Here is a 26,166-nt window from a genome sequence, read left to right as displayed (position 1 = left end):
CGCCCCTACGGTAGAATCCAATGACGTTCAACCCTGCCTTTTTCGCGTTTCATCACATCTCGGTAACAAATTTTTATCCCCTCTCTTGTCGCAGCCCGGCGAATGCGCTAGGTTGTTTTTAATTGTATATACAACCATGTGGGAGCGGGAACACCATGACGTCTGAGATCCACTGCGACAGCCTGTGGCACGGGGCCGATATCGTCACCATGCGTGACGGCAAGTATCACATCATCAGCAACGGGGCGATCGCCGTACGCGCAGGCAAGATTGTCTGGATGGGTGAACAGGCCGCCATGCCTGCCTTGGCCGCGACCAAAACGGTGAAGCTTGACGGTGGCATCATCACCCCTGGACTGGTGGATTGCCATACCCATCTGGTGTTTGGCGGCAACCGCAGCGGCGAGTTTGAACAACGTTTGAACGGGGTGAGCTACGCAGAGATCGCCGCTCAGGGCGGTGGCATTATCTCCACGGTCAAGGCCACGCGCGATGCGCAAGAAGCGTTGTTGCTGGAACAAGCCTTGTTCCGCCTGCGGCCATTGCTGGCCGAGGGTGTCACCTGCATAGAAATCAAATCCGGCTACGGCTTAACGCTGGCAAGCGAGTTGAAAATGCTACGCGTGGCGCGTCGTCTGGCAGAAATATTACCTGTCGAAGTGAAAACCACCTGTCTGGCCGCTCATGCCCTGCCACCGGAATATGCCGGACGCAGCGACGACTATATCGACCTGGTGTGCAATACCATCATCCCTGAAGCCGCAGCAGCAGGCCTGGCAGATGCAGTAGATGCGTTTTGTGAACATCTGGCCTTCTCCCCTGAGCAGGTTGAGAGGGTTTTCGCGGCCGCTGAGCTTGCTGGCCTGCCGGTAAAACTGCACGCGGAGCAGCTTTCGGCGCTCGGCGGTAGCGCTTTGGCGGCACGGCATCATGCCCTTTCCGCCGATCACCTGGAATATGCCACCGAACAAGATGCGATAGCGATGGCGGCAGCCGGAACCGTAGCGGTGCTGTTGCCGGGCGCCTACTACCTGTTACGCGAAACGCAGTGCCCACCGGTTGAGCTGTTCCGCAAACACGGCGTAGCGATGGCTATTGCCAGCGATGCCAACCCAGGCACCTCACCCGCGCTATCGCTGCGTCTGATGATTAATATGGCTTGCACCCTGTTCCGTCTCACACCGGAAGAAGCGCTGGCAGGCGTAACGCTGCATGCCGCCAAGGCTCTGGGCCTGCAGGAAACCCACGGCTCACTGGAAGTGGGTAAAGTGGCCGATTTTGTTCACTGGCCGCTGGCACGCCCGGCAGAGCTGGCTTACTGGTTGGGCGGCCAACTGCCCTGCACGGTGATTTTCCGAGGAGAAGTCCGTAAATGATGATTCGCGATCCTTTCGAGTTCCAGAGCGGCCAGCTGCCGCTGTTGATCAGTATTCCCCATGCCGGTACCCGCTTGACGCCAGCGGTTGAGAAAGGGCTAACCGATGAGGCCCGTCCCCTGCAGGATACCGACTGGCATATCCCACGGCTGTACGATTTTGCCCGTGCCATGGGTGCCAGCATCTTGGTGGGTAACTATTCGCGCCTGGTGATTGACCTCAACCGCCCAGCAGATGACAAACCGCTCTACACCACTGCCACCACCGGTCTGTTTCCGGATGTGTTGTTCGATGGCCGCCCCAGTTTTCTGCCGGACGCAGCCCCTTCGGACGAAGAAAGGGCCGGATACCTGCAAAACATCTGGCAACCCTACCATCAGCAACTACAAAATGAGCTGGCACGGCTAAAAGCCCAACACGGTTACGCCTTACTGTTTGACGCCCACTCGATCGCCTCCGTGATACCGCGCCTGTTCGACGGTAAGCTACCCGATCTCAACTTGGGCACCAACGGGGGGAAAGCTGCCCAGCCTCACTGAGTGACAGGCTGGTCACCTGCTGTCAGCAGCAGCAACAGTTCAGCCACGTGCTCAACGGACGCTTTAAAGGGGGCTACATTACCCGTGCCTATGGTCAACCGCAGGAAAACCAGCACGCGGTGCAGTTGGAGCTGGCGCAGGTGAACTATATGTCCGAGCAGACATTTGAATTTGATGCCGCCCGTGCCGCACCTTTACAACGCCTGTTACAGCAGATGATAGAAAGCATGCTGGCCTGGGGCGAGCAACAACGCTAATCCGCCACAACTCCGGTGCCGCTATCGCGCCGGAGTCAACCTTGCCCTCACCGTTGTCCCCTCCTGTGTTTTCACGCCCTTCCATGACGATTTGCGCACTGCATCCCAATTTTGATGGAAAGGTTGCCCACTGGTCTGAACAGCGCACAAAACAGCGGCCCGTGACTTTTGCCTTGCGCCACAATTGGGCCTCTTTCATCCCATGCCCACCCGTTGCAGGCCAGAGATCAGAGATTGAAAGACCACCCTTGCCATACCCGCCATCCACTTCTTTATCGTGGCTGTGGTAGACACGCGTGTGTAGTCAGCCACGGTGATGTGTGGCGTTCGTTATCTCAGGAGGAAACTATGTCTGACACCCCGCTAAACTGGCGCGCCGCACAGGCAGCCGCCGCTCAACTGTTGGCAGGCTGGCAAACCGCAGGCCAACCCGGTGGGGCTATCACCCTGTTTGACAAAGATATTACCCAGGCGGTGGTGTGCGCTGGGCTGGCCGATCTGGCACGCCGCGAGCCTTTCACTGCCGATACCGTGGTGCGCTATGCCTCCATCACCAAACATATTTTTGCTGCGCTGGCGCTCAATGCCACCGATAACGCCCTGCAGCTCGACGATCGCCTTGGCAGTCTACTGCCTGAATTGCAGGGGCAATTGGCCGAGGTGACGGTAGGCCAGGCTTTGGACATGACCAGCGGGCTACCCGATATTCGGCAAACGTTGGGGCTGCTTGGCGTTTCGGTCAACACCGTCAGTGAGGCCCAGCCGGTGATGGAGTTTATCCATGGTTTAACCCAGCTCAACTACCCGGCAGGGAGTGAGATCACCTACACCAATACCGGCTACCGCCTGGTAGAAACGGCGTTGAAGACTAAAGGATACGCCTTTGAGGATCTGGTTCAGCAGCATCTGGCCCGCCCTCTGGACGTACAACTACAAGCCCCCGAAAGCTGGTTTGATGTGGTGCCTGGGCTAGCTCCCGGCTATTGGCATACGGCCAACGGTTGGAAGCAGACCAGCGCCGGTTTGCATCTCTCCGCCTCTGGCAGCCTGACAGGGAGCGCCAACGGCCTCACCCGCTGGTTGCAATGCCTGCTGGCCAATCGCGGTCCTGGCAAAGGGGTTCTGACGCAGCTAAGTGCCCCGCGTCACCTCAGCCAAGGTCAAATCAGCCATTACGGACTAGGGCTGGCACAAACGCCGCTTGGCAGCCAGACATTGCTGGGCCATGGCGGTTCTCATGCAGGCTACAAGACCTATTTTCTGCTAGCGCCAGACCGGCAAGCCGGTGCCCTGCTGGTCGCCAATCGTGAAGATTGTGACAGCTTTGCCATCATTTTACAGGTGATGGCAAAGCTGCTGAGTGAACCGCTACCCCAACGCAGCACGGCGATCCCAGATGGCATCTACGCCACCCGGGCGGAACCCTATTGGTTGGAAGTTAAAGGGGGCAACGTGGCTTATCTGGGCTCCAACGAACCGCTGTATCAAAGTGAAGACGGTTATGCGGTATCGCTCTCTGCCCATCAGCCAATGCGCCTTAAGTGGACGGGTGAAGCCGTAGAAGGTGAAGTTGGCCACGTTGCACGCCGCTTTTTGCCGGTGGCTAGCGAAACGGTCTGTCTCAAGCAGGTTCAAGGGCACTGGTATCATCCACAATACCGCACCGCGTTCGAAATTTGCGGCAACCAGATCCACATTGGGGTCGGCCCGGCGGTACAAACCGGCACCCTGAGTTCGCTGGGGGATGGGAGGATATTGGTTGAAAGCAACGATGGGCCCAACCTGAATCGTTTTTGTCTGTATTTCCGCGGTTATCAGGTCGATCTGATCGCCAGCCGCAGCAGGGTACTCACGTTCAAAAAGAACATCAGTGCCCGCGCGTAAAGGTTCGCCGTGCTCTGTAGGGGCGCCGCATGCTGCGCCCGCCTAACAGCCTGACATATCATTCACACAAATTATTAAAAAATAGATCGTGGCCATCAGACAAAAAATTGTTCACGCTCAAAACTACTCATGATTTCCGAGCAAATACCGTAGATTTTTCTTGCGGCAAAATAAGCCATCCAGTAATTTTAGTGGGCCACAAAAATGAGTAAACCTGCTCTTTTTCGTTGCACCTCAAAACCTATTTTATGTCATCGATAAATGATAGTACTCAATTTCCCGCCGTCCCGTGCGGGAATTCTTTTACTACTTTTCACTACTATAACACCACTTCTTAGTCTTTTTTGTTGCTGTTTTGTTGCGAATAATTTACCTTTAGGCCTTGAAAAGCTCAACCACTCAGCGTGGCGAAACCGCTATTTCTGGGCGTTTAGGAGATATATCCATGCACATGACGTTGATGGAGTACATCCAGCTGCACTTCAATGGTGATATTTATCGCTATGCGCAATTTGAAGGTGTCAGCCGTGAGCAAATCCTCAAGTGGATCGACAATGAGTGCTACGTTATCAAGGGAAAATTGGTTATGCCGGTTAAACATTTACCCGCAGAAAGTTACCTGAGATGATGATAAAAAAACCCCGCCAGTGCGGGGTTTCCTGTTTCTGATACCACGAAAAATCAGAAGTTATAACCGGCAACCAGGTAGTAACCCCAGCCGGTAGACTTGATTGGCCCCTGCGGCGTACCGATGTCCACCCCATCATTCCATTGACCACCGTTATGGAAGTAACGTGCCACGAAGGAGTAATGCCAGTGATCGTAGTTCAGCGCCAAAATGTGGCTGGAGGCGATAGAGTTGCTGGTACGTGCCTGACGACCATCCACCACGAAGTTGTCGCTGCCCAGATCGGAATCAAAGTCAAAGTTGGTGAAACCGATATAGCTCAGGTTGCCGCCCCACATTTCGGTCAACGGCACAAAGTATTTCACCTTGAAGCGATAGCCGTCCCAGCTGTTTTCGTTGGATGCGCCATAGTTCTGCCATTGGTATTTGGCATAGATGTTCATCGACAGGCTCATCGGCAGACCGGTTTCGATATCGGTGCCCAGACCCATATACCAGGTGCTTTGACGGGAGGCGTCGTTACGCCCCATGTCGTAAATATAGTTGTTGGCAAAATACCACTCTTTGAACGGCCCAAAGCCCAGGTTGGTGCCGGTCAGTTTATCGATGGAGAAGCGCGGTTCGATCTCCATAAACAGCGGTGAGCCTTTGTCCCAGATACCACGGTTTGGCGTGTTACCGGTGCCGAAGAACTTTGGCACGTCCACGTAGCCATAGAAATCCAGCCAGTCTTTCTTGGCAAAGGCTTCATACTCCAGATACACGTCATTGTTCAGCTGCGGCCCGAAGCGGGTATGGTAGCTGCCTACTACGTTGACACTCTGATGCCACCAGTCTGAAAGATACTGGCTGTCTTTGCTTTCTGCCGCCATGGAAGCGGGGCTGAAAGACGCGGAGAGAAGCACACCTGCTGCGAGAGCTATTTTCTTCATTTTATTACCACATGCTGAGTGGGCCAATTCCCTGCCCGTTGGAATGATATGTGTCTGGCGACGCCTGCTGTAAACAAACGGTTACCTATTGCCGGTTGCCGTGCGCATTATAGAAAGCTCTCGCTGTAATAATCTGTGATCCAGTTAGGCATTTTACCATCGCGTAATCGATTGCGTTCTCATTTTATAAAATAAATTGCAGTGCAAAACATTTTTGATGTGATTTTCATCATATCGATAAATTTTCAAACAACGACTTTTGGTGTCTTTGTGTTCAACACCAAATTTTAACCTGGGGTTAAAAAGCGCGTAAAAAAGCCGACGCTTATGTCGGCTTAGTGGCAGGCGGGCGCAGCATATGGCCCCTTATATCGCGAACCGGTTGGTTTTATCAACGGGCTCCGGGTACGGCCTTGGCAATGTTCTCTTGCCGGAATACCACCTCATCACCCGTGGCAATTTCCCATTGGCTCACTGGGATATCGACTTTCGGCGAGGCCACGACGACCGAACCGTGGATCAGCTTGTCGTCACGGCGCAGGATCATCACATCCAACTGGTATTCATGCGGCAGGTTAGCGGTGGTCAGGCGAACGATATCGCCGGTGCTGAAACTGTGGCCATTAAGCGCTGGCTGCTGAATAAATTGAATATCTTTTCTCATTTTCCCGTTCCTTCTGGCAGAACACTTACCTTGAGATTAGCTCGAAATTCATTATTCTGCCGCCTGCGCAGGTAAAAATAGGCCTCAGTCAGCGCGGGTGGCCCGCCAGCAAATCAGCGATCCTAGCGTTACCATTATCACCCCCTGCCAGAAGTTGAGGGTCAGCGTGGTGCTGAGTACCACGGCGGCAAACACCGATGACAACACCGGGGTAAAGTAAGATACGGTCGCCAACAGCGTCATATTGCCATGCAGGATCCCAACGTTCCAAGCGGCATAGCCAGCCCCCATCGCCGTCCCCACGCACAGCAACGCCACCACAACCGGCAGGCTAAAGTGCATGCCGCTTTCATTGCTGAAAGGATAAATCAGCCACAGCGCCAGCGCGGTGAGCGAGATAAACAGCACCACCGCGTTTTTGCCCTGGGCGATCCTCTTGGTCACGTTGCAATAGATGGCCCAAATCACCGCACCACTGAATGCCAGCCCGTAACTCAACGGATTGCTGCGCACGTTGGCCAGCATTTGCGCTGGTGACCAACCGCCGCTGCCGCTCATGATCCAGCCAATCCCAAACAGGGAAAGCAACAAGCCAGGCACCACCCACCATTTGGCCTTTTGCCCATTGAACAGGATGGCCATCAATACGGTAAAACAGGGCCAAAGATAGTTGATCATCCCCAGCTCAATGGCCTGCGTACGGTTGCTGGCATAGCCCAGCGACAGAGAAAGGCAAATCTCATACAGCACAAACAGCAGGCTGCCGAGGATCAGATAGGAACGGCGGAACTCGCGCAGCTTGGGAATGCCCATCACCACCAGCAGAAACAGCGTGCCCACACTATAGATCATCGCCGCCCCGCCTACCGGCCCCAGCCCTTCACTGACGCTGCGGATCAGACCAACCACACTGCTCCATAACACAATGGCCAGCAGGCCGAGCAAGGTAGCTTTATGGGAAGCGGACAACGGAGGCATTAGCGTAGGATCCAATTAGTTATTTTTATACGGTTTTTTTACTCTACTGCCCTACCGGGGAAAAAGAAAGGGCGCTGCGCTGCGCCCATACCTTTACTGCTGAGGTTGGCGCTCCAACTGCGGCGGCGGCTGGCGGAAACGACGGGTGAGATAGGCCAGATAGCCAAACCCGAGCGCCGCCCACAACAACCCCATGGTCAAGGAGCTTTTTTCCAGGTTCAACCACAAGATCCCTACCGTCAACGCCCCCACCAGCGGCAGGATCAGGTAATGGAAGCGGTCTTTCCAGCTCTTGTTCCGCCCTTGCCGAATATAGAAGTGACTGATCACCGAGAGGTTGACGAAGGTAAAGGCCACCAAAGCACCGAAGTTGATCAGGGCGGTCGCCGTCACTAAATCGAAGGAGAGTGCCGATAATGCCACCAAGCCAACCAGCAGCACGTTAAGCGCTGGGGTACGCCATTTAGGATGCACGTAACCAAAGAATTTTTCCGGGAACACATTGTCGCGCCCCATCACATACAGCAGCCTGGACACGCTGGCATGGGAAGCCAGGCCAGAAGCCAGGGTGTTGATAAAGGTGATGCACAAGAAGATGGACTGGAACAGCTTGCCGCCCACATACAGCGCAATTTCCGGCAGTGCTGCATCAGGCTGTTTGAAACGCTCCAGCGTCGGGAAGAACAGTTGAATAAAGAACGATACGGTGATGAAGATTACCCCACCATAGAGTGCGGTAAGGAAGATAGCGCGCGGGATCACACGGGCGGCATCAGGCGTTTCTTCACACAGCGTGGTAACGGCATCAAAACCCAGAAACGAAAAGCACAGGATGGTGGCGCCGGTAATGATCGGCAATAGATGGGCGTTTTCACTGATAAAGGGTTGCAAACTCCACACCTGGCCAACCCCTTCGCCATTGTGCAACCCTCGTACCACCAGGAAGATAAACACCACGATAATCGCCACCTGCGCCACCACGAACAGGGTGTTGAAGTTTGCCACCAGGCTGACGCTTTTCAGGTTGATGGCGGTGATCAGGGTCACAAACCCGACCACCCAGATCCACGGTGGGACCTCTGGGAACAAGGCCGTAAGATAGATTTTGGCCAATAGCGTATTGATCATCGGCAAAAACAGGTAATCCAGCAGCGATGACCAACCAACGAGGAAACCCACGTGCGGGTTGATAGCCTTTTGCGCGTAAGTATAAGCCGAGCCCGAGGTCGGGAACTGGCGCACCAGCTTGCCATAGCTGATGGCGGTAAACAGCACCCCGGCCAATGCCAACAGGTAGGACGCCGGAACGTGCCCGTCCGTCACTCCAGAAACGATACCGAAGGTGTCAAACACCGTCATTGGCGTCAGATAGGCCAGGCCCATCATCACCACTTGCCACAGTTTTAATGTCTTGCGCAGTTGCGGTTTGCCCGCGCCATTATCGTCGATGGCACTTATCGTCATTGGGTTATTCCTCACCGGCGTCCTGTACGCCAAGTTGGAAGAAGTCATCACCGTCGCGCACGGCTTCGCCAGGCCACAGGTAGCCCGCGGGAATGCGCCGGCGCGCGGTAGGATCGGGCTGAGGACGTCAGGCGTTTTTCAGCATCCACTCGATTTCGGTTTCGGTGATCAGCCGCTCAAACTGCTCCAGCTCATCGGTCTTACAGGCCAGATAGACGTGGCTGAAACGTTCGCCCAGCAGCGCATTGAGCACCGGCTGGTGTTCGAACTCATACAGCGCATCGCTCTGGCGGATCGGGAACGGCAGCCCCTCTTGCTCCAGCCCGTTGCCGGTGACTGGCTCAAGCAGCGGTAACTGAGTGTCGAGGCCGTAGACAATCCCGGCCAGAATGGTTGCCATCACCAGATAAGGGTTGGCATCTGCCCCCGCTACGCGATACTCCACGCGGTGGCTGTCGCGATCGCCACAGGGAATACGTAGCGCTACGGTGCGGTTGTTATGGCCCCAGGATGCCTGGGTAGGAACGTACATCCCCGCCTGGAAGCGGCGATAGGCGTTGACGTTGGGTGCCAGTAGCGCCATAGAGGCAGGCATCAAGGCGATCATGCCAGCCAGCGCCTGCTTCAACAGCGTGGAGTCTTCACCATCCGCATCGGCAAAGACGTTGTTACCTTGCTTGTCCAGCATGCTGATATGCACATGCATACCGCTGCCCGCATGTTCCTCGTAAGGCTTGGCCATAAAGGTTGCATGCATATGGTGCTTCTCCGCCACCATGCGTACCAGCCGCTTTAACGCCAGGGCATGGTCACAGGCCTGCAACACATCATTGGTGTGATGCAGGTTAACCTCAAACTGGCCCGGTGACGCTTCCGCTACCGCACCGTCGGCCGGGAGCCCTTGCAGGCGGGCCAGTTCGTCGATTTCGCTCAGCACGTCGGCAAAGTGGTTGAGGTTGTCCACCGAATAGACCTGGCTCTGGGTGTTACGCTCCTGGGTGCCGGGCGCGCAAGGGGGTTGCAAATAACCTTCCGGATCGCGCTGGCGATCGATGAGATAGAACTCCAACTCTACCGCTACTACGGGGAATAACCCGCGCTGACGCAAACGCTGCCACACTCGGTTCAGCACATTGCGCGGTTCAACGTCAAAGGGAGTACCATCTTCATCCAGCATGGTGAGCAGTACCTGGCCCAGATATTGCGGATCGGCCGCCGATGGCGTCAGGGTTCCGGCTACCGGCACACAAATATGGTCCGGCTCACCCATTTCCTGCCCCAAACCCGCCTCTTCCACCACGTTGCCAAGAATATCCATCGCGAACACCGAGGCCGGGAAGTAACAGCCCTTCTCCAGTTTACCCAGCCCGCTCACCGGGATGCGCTTGCCACGGAAGCTGCCGTTGAGATCGGTCAGCAGCACGTCGATATGCTGGGTTAACGGATAACGTTCCAGATACTTCTTCACTTCGCGCTGGAACGTGCTACTTCGCCTTTCTTCATTGTGTTGCACAAAGTTTTCGACTTCTACGATGTTGGTTTGCATGTTTCACCCGCCGTTGTGTTTGGTCTGTGGTTCTCACACTTACTGACTTCGATGTTTTGACCATCTTGCTCAATATAATGTCCACCAATGAAACATAGATGCAACAAAAATGTTTTGCAAGTGTTAATTTTGGTTTGAATATTGGCCATTCGACTGCTAGATTTAGTGAATATTGAACAAAAAAGGCGATTAAACGGCTTATCGGTCATAATTTCGAACAACCTGTAGGGGATAGCATGGGCAATATATTTAACAGACCAATCGTCGGCGTCGTGATGTGCAGGTATAGGTTAAACCAGCACCTCACCCAGACCTTGCAAGAAAAGTACCTAAATGCGGTGTTAGCTGCCGGAGGATTACCGATCGCCTTGCCACACGCGCTCGCAGAGCCGGAAATGCTGGCAGAGTTGCTGCCCCATCTCGACGGCATCCTGCTGCCGGGCAGCCCCAGTAATGTGCAGCCGCACCTTTATGGTGAAAACGGCGATGAGCCTGACGCCGATCCTGGGCGCGATGAATTGAGCCTGGCGCTGATCGGCCTGGCACTGAGCAGGCGCATCCCCCTTTTCGCCATTTGCCGCGGTATGCAAGAGCTGGTGGTCGCGACTCAAGGCACGCTACACCGTCGTTTATATGAACAACCTGAGCTGCTCGAGCACCGTGAAGATCACGATCTGCCGCTGGAGCAGCAATATGCCCCTGCTCATGAAGTTACCGTGCAAGACGGAGGATTGCTGGCACAGCTGCTGCCGGATTGCCACCGATTCTGGGTGAATTCCCTGCACGGCCAAGGAGCCAAAACCCTCGGCCCCAGCGTACGTGTTGAAGCCTATGCCGCCGACGGTCTGGTGGAAGCCCTCAGCATTCGCGATCAGCCCTTTGCCTTAGGGGTGCAGTGGCATCCTGAATGGAACAGCGATGAATACGCCCTGTCCCGCCTGCTATTCGAGGGATTTATTAACGCCTGCCAGCACTACCAAAAGGAAAAACGCCTATGAGCGACGTCAGCTTGGCACCGGGGAAACGCTTATCACAGATCCGCCAGCAGTTAGGGCTATCACAGCGCCGGGTAGCCGAACTGTCTGGCTTGACGCACAGCGCCATCAGCACCATTGAACAGGACAAGGTCAGCCCGGCCATCAGTACGCTGCAAAAGCTGCTGACAGTGTATGGGCTGTCGCTATCGGCTTTTTTTACCGAGCCGGAACAGCCGCATGAGCCGCAGATTGTGATCGACCATGACCATCTGATCGAAATCGGCAGCCAGGGGGTTTCGATGAAGCTGATCCACAACGGCGATCCCAACCGCACACTGGCAATGATGATCGAAACCTACGATCCGGGCACCACCACCGGTGAACGGCTCAAACATCAGGGGGAAGAGATTGGCACCCTGCTGGAAGGCGAAGTGATGCTGCAGGTCAACGGGCAAAGCTATCACCTACAGGCAGGCCAGAGCTACGCCATCAACACCGCGATCCCCCATAGTTTCAGCAACACCTCGGCGCGCATTTGCCGAATTATCAGTGCACATACGCCGACGACATTCTGATTAACGGAGCAAGGTATGGACTTCCACCACCTGGAATATTGGCAACAACGGGCACAGGCCCTGAAGATTGAGAACCGGCTGTTTATCAATGGCCGCTACCTCCCGGCGGCCGAAGGGGAAACCTTTAGCGTTCAGGATCCTGCCGGGGTTCGTGAACTGGTGCAGATGGCCCGTGGCAGCCACATCGATATCGATTTGGCAGTCAAGGCGGCGCGCGAGGTGTTTGAACGCGGCGACTGGTCGCAAGCCTCCCCCGCCAAACGCAAGGCAACGTTGTTCAAACTCGCTAACTTGATGGAAGAGCACAGCGAGCAGTTAGCGCTACTGGAAACGCTGGATACCGGCAAGCCCATCCGCCACAGCCTGCGCGATGATATTCCAGGGGCGATCCGCTGTATCCGCTGGTACGCCGAAGCTATCGACAAGGTGTATGGCGAAATTGCCCCAACTGGCCATGATGCGCTCGCTCTGATCCAGCGGGAACCCATCGGCGTGGTGGGTGCCATCGTGCCGTGGAACTTTCCGCTGCTGTTAGCCTGCTGGAAGTTAGGCCCGGCGTTGGCGGCCGGTAACAGCGTGGTGCTTAAACCCTCGGAAAAATCACCGCTTACGGCGATTTATCTTGGCGCTTTGGCACAGCAGGCAGGATTACCGGATGGCGTACTGAACGTTATTCCTGGCTTCGGCCACGATGCGGGCAAGGCGTTGGCACTGCATAACGACGTTGATGCTCTCGCCTTTACCGGCTCTACCCAGGTAGCCAAGCAGTTGATGAAGTACGCCGGTGAATCCAACATGAAACGCGTGTGGCTGGAGGCCGGTGGCAAGAGCGCCAACATTATCTTCGCCGACTGCCCGGACCTGGATAAGGCGGCGCAGGGAGCCGCGGCTGGCATCTTCTATAACCAGGGCCAGGTGTGCATTGCCGGTACGCGCCTGTTGGTAGAGGAAAGTATTCAGCAGGCCTTTTTACAAGCATTGCAGCGACATGCAGCAGCCTTCGCACCGGGCAACCCGCTCGATCCGCAAACGCTGATGGGTACGCTGATCGACCAACAGCATTGTGAAAAAGTCACCAGCTATATCGAACAGGGTCTGAGTCAGGGAGCCTCGCTGTTCCTTGATGGACGTGCCCATCCGCAAGGCGATCATCACGGCTATCTCGGCCCCACCATTCTCACGCAGGTGGACAATGCAATGAACGTTGCGCGGGACGAGATTTTTGGCCCGGTCTTGGCCGTCACGACTTTCAACGGTGAGCAACAAGCACTCGCATTGGCCAACGACAGCGAATACGGGTTGGGTGCGGCAGTCTGGACCCGCGATCTGTCACGGGCACACCGCATGGCACGACAGTTGAAAGCGGGCACCGTGTTCGTCAACAACTACAACGACGGCGATATGACCGTACCGTTCGGCGGCTACAAACAAAGCGGTAACGGCCGCGATAAGTCGCTGCATGCGCTGGATAAATTTACCGAACTGAAAACCACCTGGATTTCACTGGAATAAGGAATTGATGATGACTGAACACGTAAAAAGCTACTACGCGGCAACGGCCAATGACCATCAGCCTTATCCGCAGTTGAATGAATCGATCGACTGTGACGTCTGTATCGTGGGGGGCGGCTATACCGGCCTGTCATCGGCGCTGTTCCTGGTTGAAGCCGGTTATAACGTGGTGCTGCTGGAGTCTGCCCGCATCGGCTTTGGTGCCAGTGGCCGCAACGGTGGCCAACTGGTCAACTCCTACAGCCGTGACATCGATGTGATCGAAAGCCGTTACGGTGCAGAAAGCGCCAAGGTGCTTGGTAGCATGATGTTTGAAGGCGCAGAGATTATCCGCAGCCGCATCAAACGCTATGCCATTGACTGTGACTATCGCCCCGGCGGGATCTTCGCCGCGCTGAACAATAAACAGTACCACGCGCTGATCGATCAAAAGCAGCACTGGGAGCGTTACGGCAATACGCAACTTGAACTGCTGGATGCCGACCGTATCCGCCAGGAGGTCAGCAGCGATCGTTACGTTGGCGCATTACTCGATCACAGTGGCGGCCATATTCATCCACTCAACCTGGCATTAGGCGAGGCCGAGGCCATTCGCCTGCAAGGAGGACGGATATTCGAACAGTCCGCAGTCACCAATATCCGTCACGGAGAACCAGCGGTGGTCAGCACCGCCAACGGCCAAGTCACCGCTCGTTACGTGATCGTAGCTGGAAATGCTTATCTGGGCGATAAACTGGAGCCAAGGTTGGCCAAGCGCAGTATGCCGTGCGGGACTCAAGTGGTCACCACCGAACCCTTGGCTCCAGAAGTGGCAGCCTCACTGATCCCACAAAACTATTGCGTGGAAGATTGCAATTACCTGCTGGATTATTACCGTTTAACCGGCGATAACCGGTTGCTGTATGGCGGAGGCGTAGTCTATGGCGCCCGCGATCCGGATGATATCGATAACCTGATCCGTCCCAAGCTGCTGAAAACTTTCCCGCAGTTGAAAGGCGTACGCATTGATTACCGCTGGACCGGCAATTTCTTGCTGACACTATCGCGCATGCCGCAGTTTGGCCGGTTGGAAAACAATGTCTACTACATGCAAGGCTACAGCGGGCACGGCGTGACCTGCACCCATCTGGCGGGCAAGCTGATTGCAGAACTGATGCGTGGCGATGCAGAACGTTTTGACGCCTTTGCCAAACTGCCGCACCTGCCGTTCTTTGGCGGCCGTAACCTGCAAATCCCCTTCACCGCCATCGGCGCTGCCTACTACACCCTGCGCGATCGAATTGGGGTTTAATTCAACGCTGCCTCCGCACAAATCTGCTACTTAAATTGATACATTTTTCTAACTAGGCTGATTCTTACAGGTCGGACTAGTTAGAACCTTTGTTTAGCAAAATTATCAGTAAGTTAGCGATCTTAATTTTTATTAAATACCGTTTAATATTTTACAGACCATTTACTTAATATTAATAACTGCCGTTATGAAATAGAGCGGATTTTAAACTGGAATTTGTTGATTCCACTATATTTTATATTGTTTCTTTGTTGCTCTACCGCCAAAAAAACAATATTATGAGACTTAGGATTAACGTTAATTAAGTTAATTGCACTGTCTGACATGGAGTGAATCAACATGACAAAGCCCCAATATCTCATCGAAGGAGATGTCCTTTTCTGCCCGAATAGCGTCGGTTTTTATCATCAGGAAGTTCAGGAAGAAATCGTCACCATTTCCTCGTCTGCAGCTCGACTTTTCTCCTTTCTTATTAAAAATAAAGGAGAAATTGTTGAGAGAGAAGTGCTTCTGCAAAAAGTGTGGGATGATTACGGCCTACAGGCCAGCAATAATAATCTCAACCAATGCCTGAGCACGCTACGGCGGATTATCAAGAGCATGGGTATTGATAAAAACATCATAGAAACCATACCAAAAGTAGGGTTAAGAATTGCCAGTGATGTCGCCATTGAAGAGATCGCAATTAATCAGGGTGAACCTGAATTACCTCGTAAAGAGAAAAAGAACTTTCTGAGCAAAGTTAAAATCACTTACGTTTTAATTGCGCTGGTGATTATATTAACGGTGACTACCGTGGTGCATATATTTCACATCTACCAGCACTACTACCAATCAGATGCGAACGTTACCGCTATGAGGTGGAGCAATGTGCTCTGCGAGTCAACAGCAGAGCAGTCAGTAGGTCATATACCTAAGCTTTCCTCTTTTGCTAACACAGGCAGTCACCTATTAAAAAGGGAGCTGGTTAGCTCCCTGAAACTGTAAACATTCTAGCCAAGTAGCGGCGCAGCATGCTGCGCCCGCTGATTCAACCGACAGGTTCTAGCTCACATCGCTACGCCGATACAGCGCAACACCTACGGCCAACACGCCAAGCATGCCAGCACAGCTACGGTTTACCCAGCGCATCACGTTCGCCGAGAATTTACGCATCGCATGGCGGCCGCCGTAGGCATAGATTGTCATCATCACGCAGTCGATCATCGCGCTGACCAATGCCAGGATCAGGTATTGCATGGCGATCGGCTTTTCTGGCTGAATAAACTGCGGCAGAAAGGCCGAGAAAAACAGCAGGCCCTTAGGGTTGGACAAACCGACCATCAGGGAACGCAGGAATGCCGTTTTCCCGGTCGCCGCGGCGGCGCTAGCGCTTACCGCTAAAGCCTTTACCGGCGCCCGCCACAGCACCCAGGCCAGGTAGACCAGATATAACGCACCACCCCACTTCACCACGGCAAACAGTTGCTCAGAGGCCTGCAACAACGCCCCTAGCCCGCAACCGACGGCGCCGATCAGCAACAGATCGGCCAATACCGCCCCCAGGAAACCATAACTGGCAATACGCATACCGTGGATTGCACCATTGTTTAGCGCCAACAGCATGGAAGGGCCAGGCGTCACCATCACCGCACTGACGGCAATCACGTAAAGCAAAAGCGTAGTTAACTCCATCAACAACTCCGGACAAATGTAAAACTCTCTGCGCCGCTGCATCGCAATACGACAACTTCGTTATGGGTGGGGAATATAGGGGATCTGCCCGATGTGATTCAAGTCACATTCCGTTTTGGGAGGGGTGATGGAGCAAGAAATCACCCCCAAAGGTATCTATTCAACAAAAAATAACCAGCATGCCGACTTATTGCTCACAAATAGCGAACAAATTCACAAAACGTATGAATAAAGCCAAATACATACAAATTAATTAACTATAATGTTGCAATAATGCAGCAATTTATTGATGAACTCTCGTCTCAAAAAACATATAGTAATAGCAGATTAATCATCAACGATTTCCCTGGTGTTGTTGTGTTTGCCCCTCATTTTTTGCGGGGCTTTTTTCTGCCCCCTCGCCCCTTCACCCCACTTGTTACTCCCTTTTTAGCGCGCAGCTAGCCACGTCTCTACCAGTGGTTTACCAATCTATGTGGAGCTATCACCGAGCGATAAAGGTACACTGAACTCCTCCTACCTCTACCCGGTGAAAAAGATGTCTTTCTTTGATGCTTTTAAGCTGTTCGGTGACGCCCCCGTTGATGTCACCTGCCCTGAATGCGCAAAAAGTTCGCCGCAAAATCGCAGCAAGGTGAAAAAAAACGTCACGCTGATCTGCCCCCACTGTGGACATTATTTCCGTAAACGCGAAGATTGAGAGTGCCAGGAACGAACTGCGTCGGCTGGGATACCGTTGGAATGGCTGTGAAAAAAACCGCTATCAATATCAATGGGCTCGATAGCGGCAAAGACCACAAAGGACTTCGGAACGTTGTTTGAATGGATATGACAAACACGGTGATTATATCCATGATCATTGAATGGGTAATGCCTGCCCTCTTCATTTAGGAATTTACCCCGGAATTTCACTCCAGGCTGACCCAATGACTATCGACTCCCAGTCTCTGACGCTCAAACAGGTTGGAAGCTAAGCACTGTTTGTTTGAATTGATGGTAGGTTTCGTCGTCATATGGCGCGGGGATGTCCGCATTTTTGATAGCTTTTATCGCAGCTTCACACAGCGGAGGATAGCCGTTGCCCTGCAGGTCATATACCTTCCCGTCTTTAGACATCTTGATGTTGATGTCACAGGTTTTACCGCGATAGTCATCCTCGATAAAAAGCTTTCTTTGAATGGCTGCCCGAACTTCACGAGCGTACATGAGCGGTTTATCAACGAGCGGTGCCACTTCCGTTGGCCTTAGCTCGATGGGTTTGGTATTGGAGCTTTTGTGGGGGCTACAGGCCGAGGCAAACAACAAGCTGAGTAGACAAACTGAGGCAAGTTTTTTCATGTCTAAATTCCTTTTTAATGTTTGCATTGAATGTAGCAAAGAGGATCTTTCGCGATAACAACCGAAGTTGATTTCTGTGCTGGCTGTATTGCAATGAATATTGGTAGACACAAGGGATTTAAAGACTGTTGATAAACCTTCACCGGCCTCACACGTAGGGGCGCTGCATGCTGCGCCCGTTTTTTATCAATAGGTTAGCTAGTTTCGAACAGTTTATGCCGTTAAAACCCAGCGACATTGTCATTTTGTCGCCAATCAAAAGGGATTTAAAATTCCTCGCTTACTGACCTGCCTGTACGGCAGTGAACGATGAAGTTTAGCGAGGTTGAACGCCGTGAATTTTCTAAGCTGCCTGCACGGCAGTGAACTGTTACATCTTAGCTCTAATTCTCTGTTACCTAAACAATAACCTTAAAATCTTCCGGAAAACCCTTTTATCACCCACTCTCTATCCCTAATCGAAAATCAATGAGTTATGAGTGGTTTCAAAATTAGGGTCTAGAAGGAGACTACCAGTCTCATGGATAGATATAGCTTCGGGCAGCCCTCGTCAGATTGATAGCTAAGTGTGCTGTCTCTATTGGCAAACTGAATCGAAGACCTGGATCGCTGAAACGGGGCTGTTTTTTGCCTGTGGCATCAGCATATATCCCACAGTACATTGCATGTCATTACCGGCACCCCATTTCACAATCAGTTCTCCTTTGTCTTCCGCTACGCGAGCATACATTTGCCCACCTTGCCCCACAGAGCCCACACTGTTGCCTTTGCTATCAAAGATATCGGCGCCGAACGGTACCGGTTCACCCTGATAGGTCGCATTCACCAGAATTGCCGTCCCTTGTTTAGTGTTGTATTTCAATTTCACCACCGCCCCGGAATACGGCGCAACTTTCTGACTGGTGTTATCCAACTCAACGTCCGCCGCGGTACCTTTCGAATCAATGCTGATTTCATTCATCTGGTAGGGATTCAGGTAAGGCACCATTGCATAGCCGCGGGAGTTAACGTTCACCCCAGGATACGACGACACGCTAGCCCCTTCAGCTCCCTTGGCCTCTACCAGGGCAAAGGTGTCTGAGGTGTATGGAGTAAAGGTGATCCCTCCTGCGTGGGCGATCACCGTCCCTGTCATACCGGCAGAGCCGCTCTGGTAGCCTTTCCCGGTGCTGTAGGTTCCACTCAGTGCACTGACCCGGCTGCGATAATTACCATTCACCGACCCGCTGGTGCCCATCCCCTGGTTGGCGTTCATCGCGGTTATGCCATAACTGAGCTGGTTCTCCACACCGGAGGTACCAGATACCGTGGCCTGCTGGCCATAACGCCCACTGCTGTCATGAGACAGGTCCATTCTCAACTGTGGCGTGTGGAGTTCGTCATCCCGGCCCAGCGGCAAACTGAAGCTTAGCAGGTAGTTGGTTTGCATCTGCCCGATGCTCGAGTGACTGCGGTTGGCACTGATGCCGTAGGACAGGCTCTTATAACGGTTGTTATACCCCACCTGATACTGTATATCGCTGCCATCCTGATTCCAGTAGTCCTGAACTGAGCCACTGACATACAGTTGCCCCCAATTATCCGGCAAGCCTTGCCCTGCGGTCAGCGTCAGGCGGTTTTTGACTCGTGCTATGGAGTCCAGAAAATCCCCCTGTTCCGCCGCATCACGGGTTTGCGCGGCGGTCAAAAAATCCAGGTAATTTTGGGAAGAGGATCGATGGAATACCGCCGAAAGGTTGCTGTTGGTTTCGCTGATAAGCTTGCTGTAGCTCAGTTGGTAACTCTGCCCGCTTAGGGTGCCGCCTGGCTGGCTGCGCCCGTTCGCATCGGTGCTATCACCCAGTTTCGTGCCGGCCTGAGTGACGTCAAAGGCCAGTGCCCCGATCGGGATCCCCAATGCCGCCCCTACCTGCACCGCATAGTAGTCCTGGCTGATTTGCAGCCCACCATAGCCGGTAATGGCATTGGTCAGGCCATATTGATAGGTACTTTGGAATAAAGTCGGTTCATCATGCAGGTTTTCGCTACGCAATTGACCCGCAGTGACAGAATAGCGCGATGACCCCGGGCGCAACAGTTGTGCCACCGAAGCATAAGGCACACTGAAGGTCTGTTCGGTGCCGTCGGACTCACGCACGGTAACCACAAGATCGCCACCGTAGCCGGTCGGGTAAAGGTCATTAATCAGGAACTCCCCCGGCGTCACCGTGGTTTCATACAATACCTGGCCCCCCTGGGTTACGGTCACCCGGGCGTTAGTTCGGGCGATCCCCCGGATCTCCGGTGCATAGCCACGCAGAGATTCCGGTAACATCCGCTCGTCGCTGGCCAGTTGAGCACCGGTAAATGGCAAGGTATCAAACAATTGCCCGGTAGTATTCGATTCCCCCAGCAACATACGCCCTTTCACTAGCGGGATGTCGCGCTGTAGATAGGTATTGATACTGCTGTACTGGCTGGGCCCGTCACTCATCTGGTTATAAGAACCGTTGTGGCGCAAATACCAAGCCCCCACGTTCAGCCCGGCATTCACCCCGGCAAACAGCGAGTTAAAGGTGTTGCCGTGCGATTCGCTGGTGTAGCCATTCACGTTGTAACCAAACAGGAACGCCGGGATACCGCTGTCCCATAATTCCGGGCTCACGGTGCCCCGGGCAATATTGAGCATGTAAATCTGAGGGATAATGATGTCCAGGCGTTGTTCATTACTGTCGAAATTCACCTGGGCTTCGGGAAGCTTATTTTGCAGATCCATGCATAGGGCGCCGCTAGACTGCTGTTTCAAAAAATCGGCGGGCAGTTTTTCGTAGTTGAACGCAATATTTTTAATAATGTCGCTGGTCAGGCAGGGATAGACCGATTTATCGGCCCGAGACTTGAATTCAATATCGGTATTACTGATCAGTTGATCGTTGACATACAGCGCGGTTTTGTAAATTCCGGGCAACCCGGAGGCGCCTTCGGCGAAACGGCTGAGATCGACCGACTGAATATCATCAACGTTCAAAAAAGACGAGTCGAACTCCAGGCTCTTTGCGCTGGTTTGCGGCTCATTTTCAGTTGCCGCGTCGACGCTTCCCGCCACAAAAATCGATAGCGCCACTACTGCCAAAGAAGCAAGAGACTCCCGGATAGCATTGCGCATAACTTTTGACATCCCGCCCCCTCAAGAGCTTGATACCAGGTGAGTCACTAATCAAAATAGTGATGAATATTTTTACTTAATCACGGCATCGAAGGGGTTGACCGCACCATAGTCATTAACAACACTTCCACTGATTTTGTTGCCCCCATTGCCAGCCAGATTCAACACCATGCTTGAGCGCGGTGCCACCATCGCGTTGTCGAGTTTTTTGCCGTTGACTGACAGGTTCACAAAATTGACATAAAACGGCGTGGGATTGGTTGCCTGTACTTTGCCGCCTTGCGTGTTCCAGGTAACCGCTTTAGAAGCATCATTAGCATTGCCTTGCAGGCCCGCCGGGCGATAGAACAGCTTGATCCGGGTACGGAAAGCCATTTGCAGACGGTTTTCGCTCGTTTTGGCTTCGCTTTTGGCCGGAACTTCCAGGACATTCAACCAGAACACCGATTCCTTATCCATAGGCAAGGTTCCGCCAGCATAGCTGATACGTAGTGTCTGGCCTTTACCCTGCTCTACTCGGTTCATGGGTGGAGTCAATACAAAGGGAACTTTGATTGCCGAAGGTTTGGCATTGGGATCGCCATTATCTATCCAGCTCTGCAGCAGTACCGGCGAGGGGCCGACATTATTGATTTTGACGCTGACTTCTTTGGCGTCCGACGGATAAATGACACGTGTGCCGCTGAGTACCACGCTGGCCAGGCTACTGCTACTGAAAAGGGCAATCGCTGCAAAAGTGCCAACCTGACGCGCAATATTGAAAGGAAAAGGTTTCATCAAAAACTCCTAACTCAGCGGGAGATAAAAAGGGGGGATGACTCCCCCCTGCTAAAACCGATTACTGATACTGAATAGAATAGACTACATTGCTGATCACGGTGCCCGCAGTAGTGGCTCCTTCAGCATAATAACGCACTGCATAAGGCAGGGTTGCGCTACCGCTGGTAACATCCTGATAAGTGGTGTTGGTCACCTGGTTCGCGTTACCGGCCTGGATCACCGCCCTAGACGAGCTGGACGCGTCCAGCAGTTGCAGACTGACGTTGGAAGCCGTGCCAGTCAGGTTTTTCAGGCGCCCAGTCACGGAATCTACCGAAGCACCCGCTTCAAAGAAGGCGGAGGCAGTCTGCAGTGTGCCTGAACAGTTGTTCAGTGCCATCACGAAACCTGTTTCACCTGCGGTTTGGGTCGCGCCATTCAACTGGCTGGTGCCGACGGTTGGCAGCACGACAGTGGCGTCTGCCGTCTGACCATCGACTACGACATCACAGGTGTTGGCGGTCAGTTCACCGTTAAAGGTGATGGTACCGGTAGAAGCGGCCTGAGCCAGACCCACAGAACCAAATACTGCAACCAGGGAAGCTACGATTGTTAAGTTTTTCATGTTTATTCCTATTTACCTTGCGTCATTAAACTATTAGGTTACCCACGGAGGGTAGATATATTTGTGCAATACATATCTCTATAAATATGGCGAGTATATGTCGGCAATAACACAGCATTTAAAATGCAGGGCAATAACTGGCGTTATCAAATTAAATGAAGACAAACTACATTCACAAGATATCAATGAACGGCAGTTCCTTGTTGAAAGCCTTTCAGCGTACCTTTATCCCTTACCTATCACGAACCATCCGTCCGGTACTGCATACTGCTTTGCTGTTGGAATAAATATTACCGCCACATACAGAATATTCTTAGTGAAGTAGTATAAAACGCAGGATAAAATAACTTATACACATATTAATCAATAAGTTATATTAAATTCTTATATAAAAAAACGCATTTCTTAATTGTTCTATCAGCACTGAAACATCATATAAGAAAAACAGCAATCCCATTGATATATAAAAGAAAGGTACAGTATTAAGGGGGTTTGACAGCGATACATCGATAGCTTCGCTTACCCGTAGGATCTTTCATTAATCAGTAATAGTTAATCGTAAACGTGACTTTGCCGTTCGCCTTGCCTGGCGAAGTCCCAGAAGCGGTTTGAATATAACGAGCAGCCAATGGAACACGAATTGTCGGGCTACCGTCTTTTGGTAGCGTTACTGACTGCTCTGCCGCAAAGTTAAACAGCGTCGGCGTTTGGCTGCTATTTCCCCAACCAAGCTGTATCCCCACCCCCGATGCTGCACCGGGTACCGTAGAGTCAATAGCCATAATCCCATTGGCAGCATCAATCACCGAAGTCGTCGGGGTCAGTCGCACGCCAATACTATTATTGGTTGAGTTGGCTACCTGCCCGGAGCCGATAGAATAATCAAACATTAATGTACTGTTGGCGGCATTATAATAACCATAGAAGGTTGGGCAGTTGGTCAAGGTGATCGAAGCATCAACCCACGGAGTGGTTGCCCCCTGTCTGGTAAAGTATTGCCGCGTGTCGTAACTCCCCAGATTAACATTCACATCTGGCGTAGTGCAGGTCTGGGCTGATACCGTTAACTGCCCCTGAAACTTGATAATGTACGCTTTGATGGGAAGCCCGGCTGTCGGCGGATAATTTATCGGATTCACAACCGACAGTGCGGCAGTCGGCAGTGTCGTCCCATTGAGGGTGTAACTGCCCGGCGTAATGGCACCGATTTTAATCAACGTTGCATAGATCGTTCTGTTAGTCAGAAAAGGTTTATAGGATCCTCCAGTCACCAGGCTGTTCACATCCGCCGGAAACTGATAGTTAGGTTGGCCTAATATCGCCGCATCGCCATTATTATTGCGGGAGATGGCAATACCTACCCCTGGGATACTGGTCTGATAGACAGCGCCACCGAAAGGGCTACCCGCCCAGTTGGCGAGGGGAAGAGGCGCTTGCTCAACAGTCCAGGCAATGTTAAGCCACATTGAGGTATCCGTCGGCGAGTCGCAGGACATTACCGAAAGGCCGGTAGCACCACTCACCCATCGGCCTTGATAAATCACCGTTCCGACTGGAAGATCACTCCCCGCCGAGATCGCTGAAGGAGACAGCGTCACATTATCGGTACGTGGGGAGCCATTCAACGGTGAACAAACTACCGCGGCCCAGGCACTATTGCTGGCGGACATGAGCAAAAGCAACCCGATCGTACCTTGTATTATCCCCTTCATTTTTACCTCTGGCGCTAATGGCGCACCACGTTTGCCATTTTCGATGTCAGCAACCCGATGTCGAGCTGGTTTAAGACCACCATATTCGCCGCGAGTCGGATTTTCAAGCTGACACTAACGGGAGCAGGTACCTTGACGACACAAGCGTAACCGGGCAATGAAGATAAAGACTGTTTAATGCGACAGAATCGGCAGAAGTAACAATCTGACAGGCCATATTGTGAGAAAAAAGTTTCGTGAAAACTCCTGACCCAACGGCAGGTAAAGAGGGGATGACTCCCCCCCTGCTAAAACTGATTACTGATACTGAATAGAATAGACTACATTGCTGATCACGGTGCCCGCAGTAGTGGCTCCTTCAGCATAATAACGCACTGCATAAGGCAGGGTTGCGCTACCGCTGGTAACATCCTGATAAGTGGTGTTGGTCACCTGGTTCGCGTTACCGGCCTGGATCACTGCCCGAGACGAACTGGACGCGTCCAGCAGTTGCAGACTGACGTTGGAAGCCGTGCCAGTCAGGTTTTTCAGGCGCCCAGTCACGGAATCTACCGAAGCACCCGCTTCAAAGAAGGCGGAGGCAGTCTGCAGTGTGCCTGAACAGTTGTTCAGTGCCATCACGAAACCCGTTTCACCTGCGGTTTGGGTCGCGCCATTCAACTGGCTGGTGCCGACGGTTGGCAGCACGACAGTGGCGTCTGCCGTCTGACCATCGACTACGACATCACAGGTATTGGCAGTCAGTTCACCATTGAAGGTGATGGTACCGGTAGAAGCGGCCTGAGCCAGCCCAACAGAACCAAATACTGCAACCAGAGAAGCTACGATTGTTAAGTTTTTCATATTTATTCCTAGTGACCTTACGTCATTAAACTATTAGGTTACCCACGGAGGGTAGATATATTTGTGCAATACATAACTCTATTAATATGACGAGCATATATTGGCAATAACACAGCATTGAAAATGCAGGGCAATAACTGGCGCTATAAAAACAAATGACATACATTCACAAGATATCAATGAATGGTAGTTCCGTGTTGAAAGCCTTTTCAGCGTATCTTTATCCCTTATCCCATCACGACTCATTCGTCCGGTGTTGCATACTGCCTTGCTGTTGGGATAAATATTATCGCCTAACACGGAATATTCTTAGTGAAGTAATATTAAACGTAGGGAAAACCATTTAAGCATTTATGAATCAATAAGTTAAAGTCCGTTCTTATATGGTGAACAAGATTTCTTTATTGTTCTAACAGCACTGCACTTCCATATAAGAAAGTCAGGCAACAAATTGATATATAACAAAAAAAACCAAGAAAAGGGATTTTGGCAGCGATACACAGATAGCTTCGCTTACCCGTAAGTTACTTACTGCTCTGCCGCAAAGTTACACCTCATCAGCGTTTGGCTGCTATTTCCCCAACCGTTCTGTTTAGACGGGCGCAGCATGCAGCGCCCCTACGCTGTGAGACCTGCGAGAGATTGTTAGCAGATACAGTTTGTCGTGATGATTGTGGTCAACCAAGGATTAATGCAGCTCATTTTACATAAGGTTTTGCAGAAGAATATTTTGGAGAAAAACAAACGGGAGCCATCAGGCTCCCGATACTCAATAGTGAATTTTTGAGTTACTGGAAATTCAGCTTGAAACCAGCCGCAGCCTGATAATCACCCGCTTGAATATTTCCCGGCACACCATCTCCCTGAAGGTAAATGGTAAAAGGAAGGGTGTTATTACCATTCTGGAGCGAAAAATTTTTGCTGGGCTTCCCCAGTTCGAGAACATTTCCTGAACCATCGGTCAATGCAACACTGGCACCGCTAGCCGTACCTGTAATGCCAAGACGACCATCCTTTCCTTCCATGCCAACAAAAGTAACGGTTACGCTATTACCTGCAGAAACTTCACAATTTTCCAATTGAATATTGAAATGTTGCGGAGCCGACTTACCAGAGCCATTGTTTTCAAGCAGTGCGGCATCGGCCACCTGCCCTAACGCAACTGTCTGATCAATGGACTCAGGTGCAATAGCGCAAGATGTTTGCGTCTTAATAATGCTACCTGACACGGTCATTCTTCCACTACCTTCGGCCATCGTTGCCGAGCTAAAAGCAATAGTTGTTAAGAATAGTACAGCTAACAAGTTTTTAATTTCCATAATAGAACCCATTGTTGAAAATAATAGCACCAAATGTGCATGGCTATAATCGCATTTTACGGAAGAATTGAAATTCGTTTGCGTTGTGCCAGTGACAGGCAAAATTATTTAATCTATTCATACCTCGT

At 52.3% G+C, this 26,166-nt stretch carries 22 protein-coding genes and 1 pseudogene; 10 read left to right on the top strand and 13 right to left on the bottom strand.

The annotated features are described in order from the left end of the window. Window positions 1-155 precede the first annotated feature (155 nt). From hutI to D9980_RS05615, 4 genes and pseudogenes are all read left to right on the top strand, one after another. Window positions 156-1,376, top strand: a complete 1,221-nt coding sequence (gene hutI / locus D9980_RS05630; protein WP_121606679.1) for an imidazolonepropionase — start codon at window positions 156-158, stop codon at window positions 1,374-1,376. Next, window positions 1,373-2,172, top strand: a pseudogene (hutG, locus tag D9980_RS05625) (N-formylglutamate deformylase). The gene hutI and the pseudogene hutG overlap by 4 nt, the downstream one beginning before the upstream one ends. A 348-nt stretch (window positions 2,173-2,520) precedes the next feature. Continuing rightward, window positions 2,521-4,056, top strand: a complete 1,536-nt coding sequence (locus D9980_RS05620) for a serine hydrolase (RefSeq protein WP_121606678.1) — start codon at window positions 2,521-2,523, stop codon at window positions 4,054-4,056. Between the two features lie 445 nt (window positions 4,057-4,501). Further along, window positions 4,502-4,684 carry a hypothetical protein gene (locus D9980_RS05615; RefSeq protein ID WP_121606677.1) on the top strand — a complete coding sequence of 61 codons (183 nt, stop codon included), beginning with the start codon at window positions 4,502-4,504 and terminating at the stop codon, window positions 4,682-4,684. Between the two features lie 53 nt (window positions 4,685-4,737). Here D9980_RS05615 and D9980_RS05610 read toward each other — a convergent pair whose 3' ends face one another. The 5 genes from D9980_RS05610 to D9980_RS05590 form a co-directional block, all read right to left on the bottom strand. After that, window positions 4,738-5,616, bottom strand: coding sequence for a nucleoside-specific channel-forming protein Tsx (locus D9980_RS05610; protein ID WP_121606676.1), 879 nt, complete (start codon window positions 5,614-5,616; stop codon window positions 4,738-4,740). A gap of 391 nt (window positions 5,617-6,007) precedes the next feature. Next, complete coding sequence (locus D9980_RS05605) at window positions 6,008-6,280, bottom strand: hypothetical protein (protein ID WP_021804644.1); 273 nt, start codon at window positions 6,278-6,280, stop codon at window positions 6,008-6,010. An 84-nt stretch (window positions 6,281-6,364) separates the two neighbouring features. Beyond that, the gene (gene yddG / locus D9980_RS05600) at window positions 6,365-7,258 is read right to left on the bottom strand and encodes an aromatic amino acid DMT transporter YddG (protein WP_121606675.1); all 894 of its coding nucleotides are present in this window, start codon (window positions 7,256-7,258) and stop codon (window positions 6,365-6,367) included. A gap of 93 nt (window positions 7,259-7,351) precedes the next feature. Further along, window positions 7,352-8,722 carry an APC family permease gene (locus tag D9980_RS05595; protein WP_121606674.1) on the bottom strand — a complete coding sequence of 457 codons (1,371 nt, stop codon included), beginning with the start codon at window positions 8,720-8,722 and terminating at the stop codon, window positions 7,352-7,354. A gap of 127 nt (window positions 8,723-8,849) precedes the next feature. Next, window positions 8,850-10,268: a glutamine synthetase family protein gene (locus D9980_RS05590; RefSeq protein ID WP_121606673.1), complete on the bottom strand. Its 1,419-nt coding sequence runs from the start codon at window positions 10,266-10,268 to the stop codon at window positions 8,850-8,852. A 236-nt stretch (window positions 10,269-10,504) separates the two neighbouring features. Between D9980_RS05590 and puuD the strand changes: the two genes are divergently transcribed. The 5 genes from puuD (at window position 10,505) to D9980_RS05565 (ending at window position 15,610) form a co-directional block, all read left to right on the top strand. Then, entirely contained in the window at window positions 10,505-11,266 is a 762-nt protein-coding gene (gene puuD / locus D9980_RS05585; RefSeq protein WP_024486944.1) for a gamma-glutamyl-gamma-aminobutyrate hydrolase, read from the top strand. Continuing rightward, window positions 11,263-11,820 (top strand): HTH-type transcriptional regulator PuuR, encoded by a 558-nt coding sequence (gene puuR / locus D9980_RS05580; protein ID WP_024486945.1) that lies wholly within the window; start codon window positions 11,263-11,265, stop codon window positions 11,818-11,820. Before puuD ends, puuR begins: the two co-directional genes overlap by 4 nt. Window positions 11,821-11,835: 15 nt before the next feature. After that, a complete protein-coding gene (gene puuC / locus D9980_RS05575) occupies window positions 11,836-13,332 on the top strand; it encodes an aldehyde dehydrogenase PuuC (RefSeq protein WP_121606672.1) in 1,497 nt (498 codons plus the stop codon). Window positions 13,333-13,342: 10 nt separating this feature from the next. Continuing rightward, window positions 13,343-14,623, top strand: coding sequence for an FAD-binding oxidoreductase (locus D9980_RS05570; RefSeq protein WP_046808186.1), 1,281 nt, complete (start codon window positions 13,343-13,345; stop codon window positions 14,621-14,623). 339 nt (window positions 14,624-14,962) lie between these two features. Continuing rightward, window positions 14,963-15,610 (top strand): winged helix-turn-helix domain-containing protein, encoded by a 648-nt coding sequence (locus D9980_RS05565; protein WP_121606671.1) that lies wholly within the window; start codon window positions 14,963-14,965, stop codon window positions 15,608-15,610. A 57-nt stretch (window positions 15,611-15,667) separates the two neighbouring features. Here the strand turns inward: D9980_RS05565 and D9980_RS05560 are convergent, their stop codons facing one another. Beyond that, window positions 15,668-16,297: a LysE family translocator gene (locus D9980_RS05560; RefSeq protein WP_024487014.1), complete on the bottom strand. Its 630-nt coding sequence runs from the start codon at window positions 16,295-16,297 to the stop codon at window positions 15,668-15,670. Between the two features lie 538 nt (window positions 16,298-16,835). On the opposite strand from D9980_RS05560, the gene D9980_RS26830 reads away from it, so the two are divergent. Further along, window positions 16,836-16,997 carry a YnfU family zinc-binding protein gene (locus D9980_RS26830; protein WP_021178250.1) on the top strand — a complete coding sequence of 54 codons (162 nt, stop codon included), beginning with the start codon at window positions 16,836-16,838 and terminating at the stop codon, window positions 16,995-16,997. Window positions 16,998-17,251: 254 nt separating this feature from the next. On the opposite strand, the gene tolA is transcribed toward D9980_RS26830, so the two are convergent. From tolA to D9980_RS05525, 7 genes are all read right to left on the bottom strand, one after another. Continuing rightward, complete coding sequence (gene tolA, locus D9980_RS05555) at window positions 17,252-17,635, bottom strand: cell envelope integrity protein TolA (RefSeq protein WP_162304238.1); 384 nt, start codon at window positions 17,633-17,635, stop codon at window positions 17,252-17,254. A 577-nt stretch (window positions 17,636-18,212) separates the two neighbouring features. Beyond that, window positions 18,213-20,792: a fimbria/pilus outer membrane usher protein gene (locus tag D9980_RS05550; protein ID WP_121606669.1), complete on the bottom strand. Its 2,580-nt coding sequence runs from the start codon at window positions 20,790-20,792 to the stop codon at window positions 18,213-18,215. 60 nt (window positions 20,793-20,852) lie between these two features. Continuing rightward, window positions 20,853-21,557 carry a fimbria/pilus periplasmic chaperone gene (locus D9980_RS05545; RefSeq protein WP_121606668.1) on the bottom strand — a complete coding sequence of 235 codons (705 nt, stop codon included), beginning with the start codon at window positions 21,555-21,557 and terminating at the stop codon, window positions 20,853-20,855. 61 nt (window positions 21,558-21,618) lie between these two features. Beyond that, complete coding sequence (locus D9980_RS05540; protein WP_121606666.1) at window positions 21,619-22,164, bottom strand: fimbrial protein; 546 nt, start codon at window positions 22,162-22,164, stop codon at window positions 21,619-21,621. A gap of 542 nt (window positions 22,165-22,706) precedes the next feature. Beyond that, window positions 22,707-23,834 (bottom strand): fimbrial protein, encoded by a 1,128-nt coding sequence (locus D9980_RS05535; protein WP_237734105.1) that lies wholly within the window; start codon window positions 23,832-23,834, stop codon window positions 22,707-22,709. A 339-nt stretch (window positions 23,835-24,173) separates the two neighbouring features. Further along, window positions 24,174-24,719, bottom strand: a complete 546-nt coding sequence (locus D9980_RS05530) for a fimbrial protein (protein WP_121606666.1) — start codon at window positions 24,717-24,719, stop codon at window positions 24,174-24,176. 788 nt (window positions 24,720-25,507) lie between these two features. Then, window positions 25,508-26,038, bottom strand: coding sequence for a fimbrial protein (locus D9980_RS05525; protein ID WP_121606665.1), 531 nt, complete (start codon window positions 26,036-26,038; stop codon window positions 25,508-25,510). Window positions 26,039-26,166 lie beyond the last annotated feature (128 nt).

It is taken from the genome of Serratia sp. 3ACOL1 (genome assembly GCF_003668775.1).
Taxonomy (GTDB): Bacteria; Pseudomonadota; Gammaproteobacteria; order Enterobacterales; family Enterobacteriaceae; genus Chania; species Chania fonticola.
Note: the sequence above shows the minus strand (reverse complement) of the source record. Positions and strands in the feature narration are given on the sequence as shown.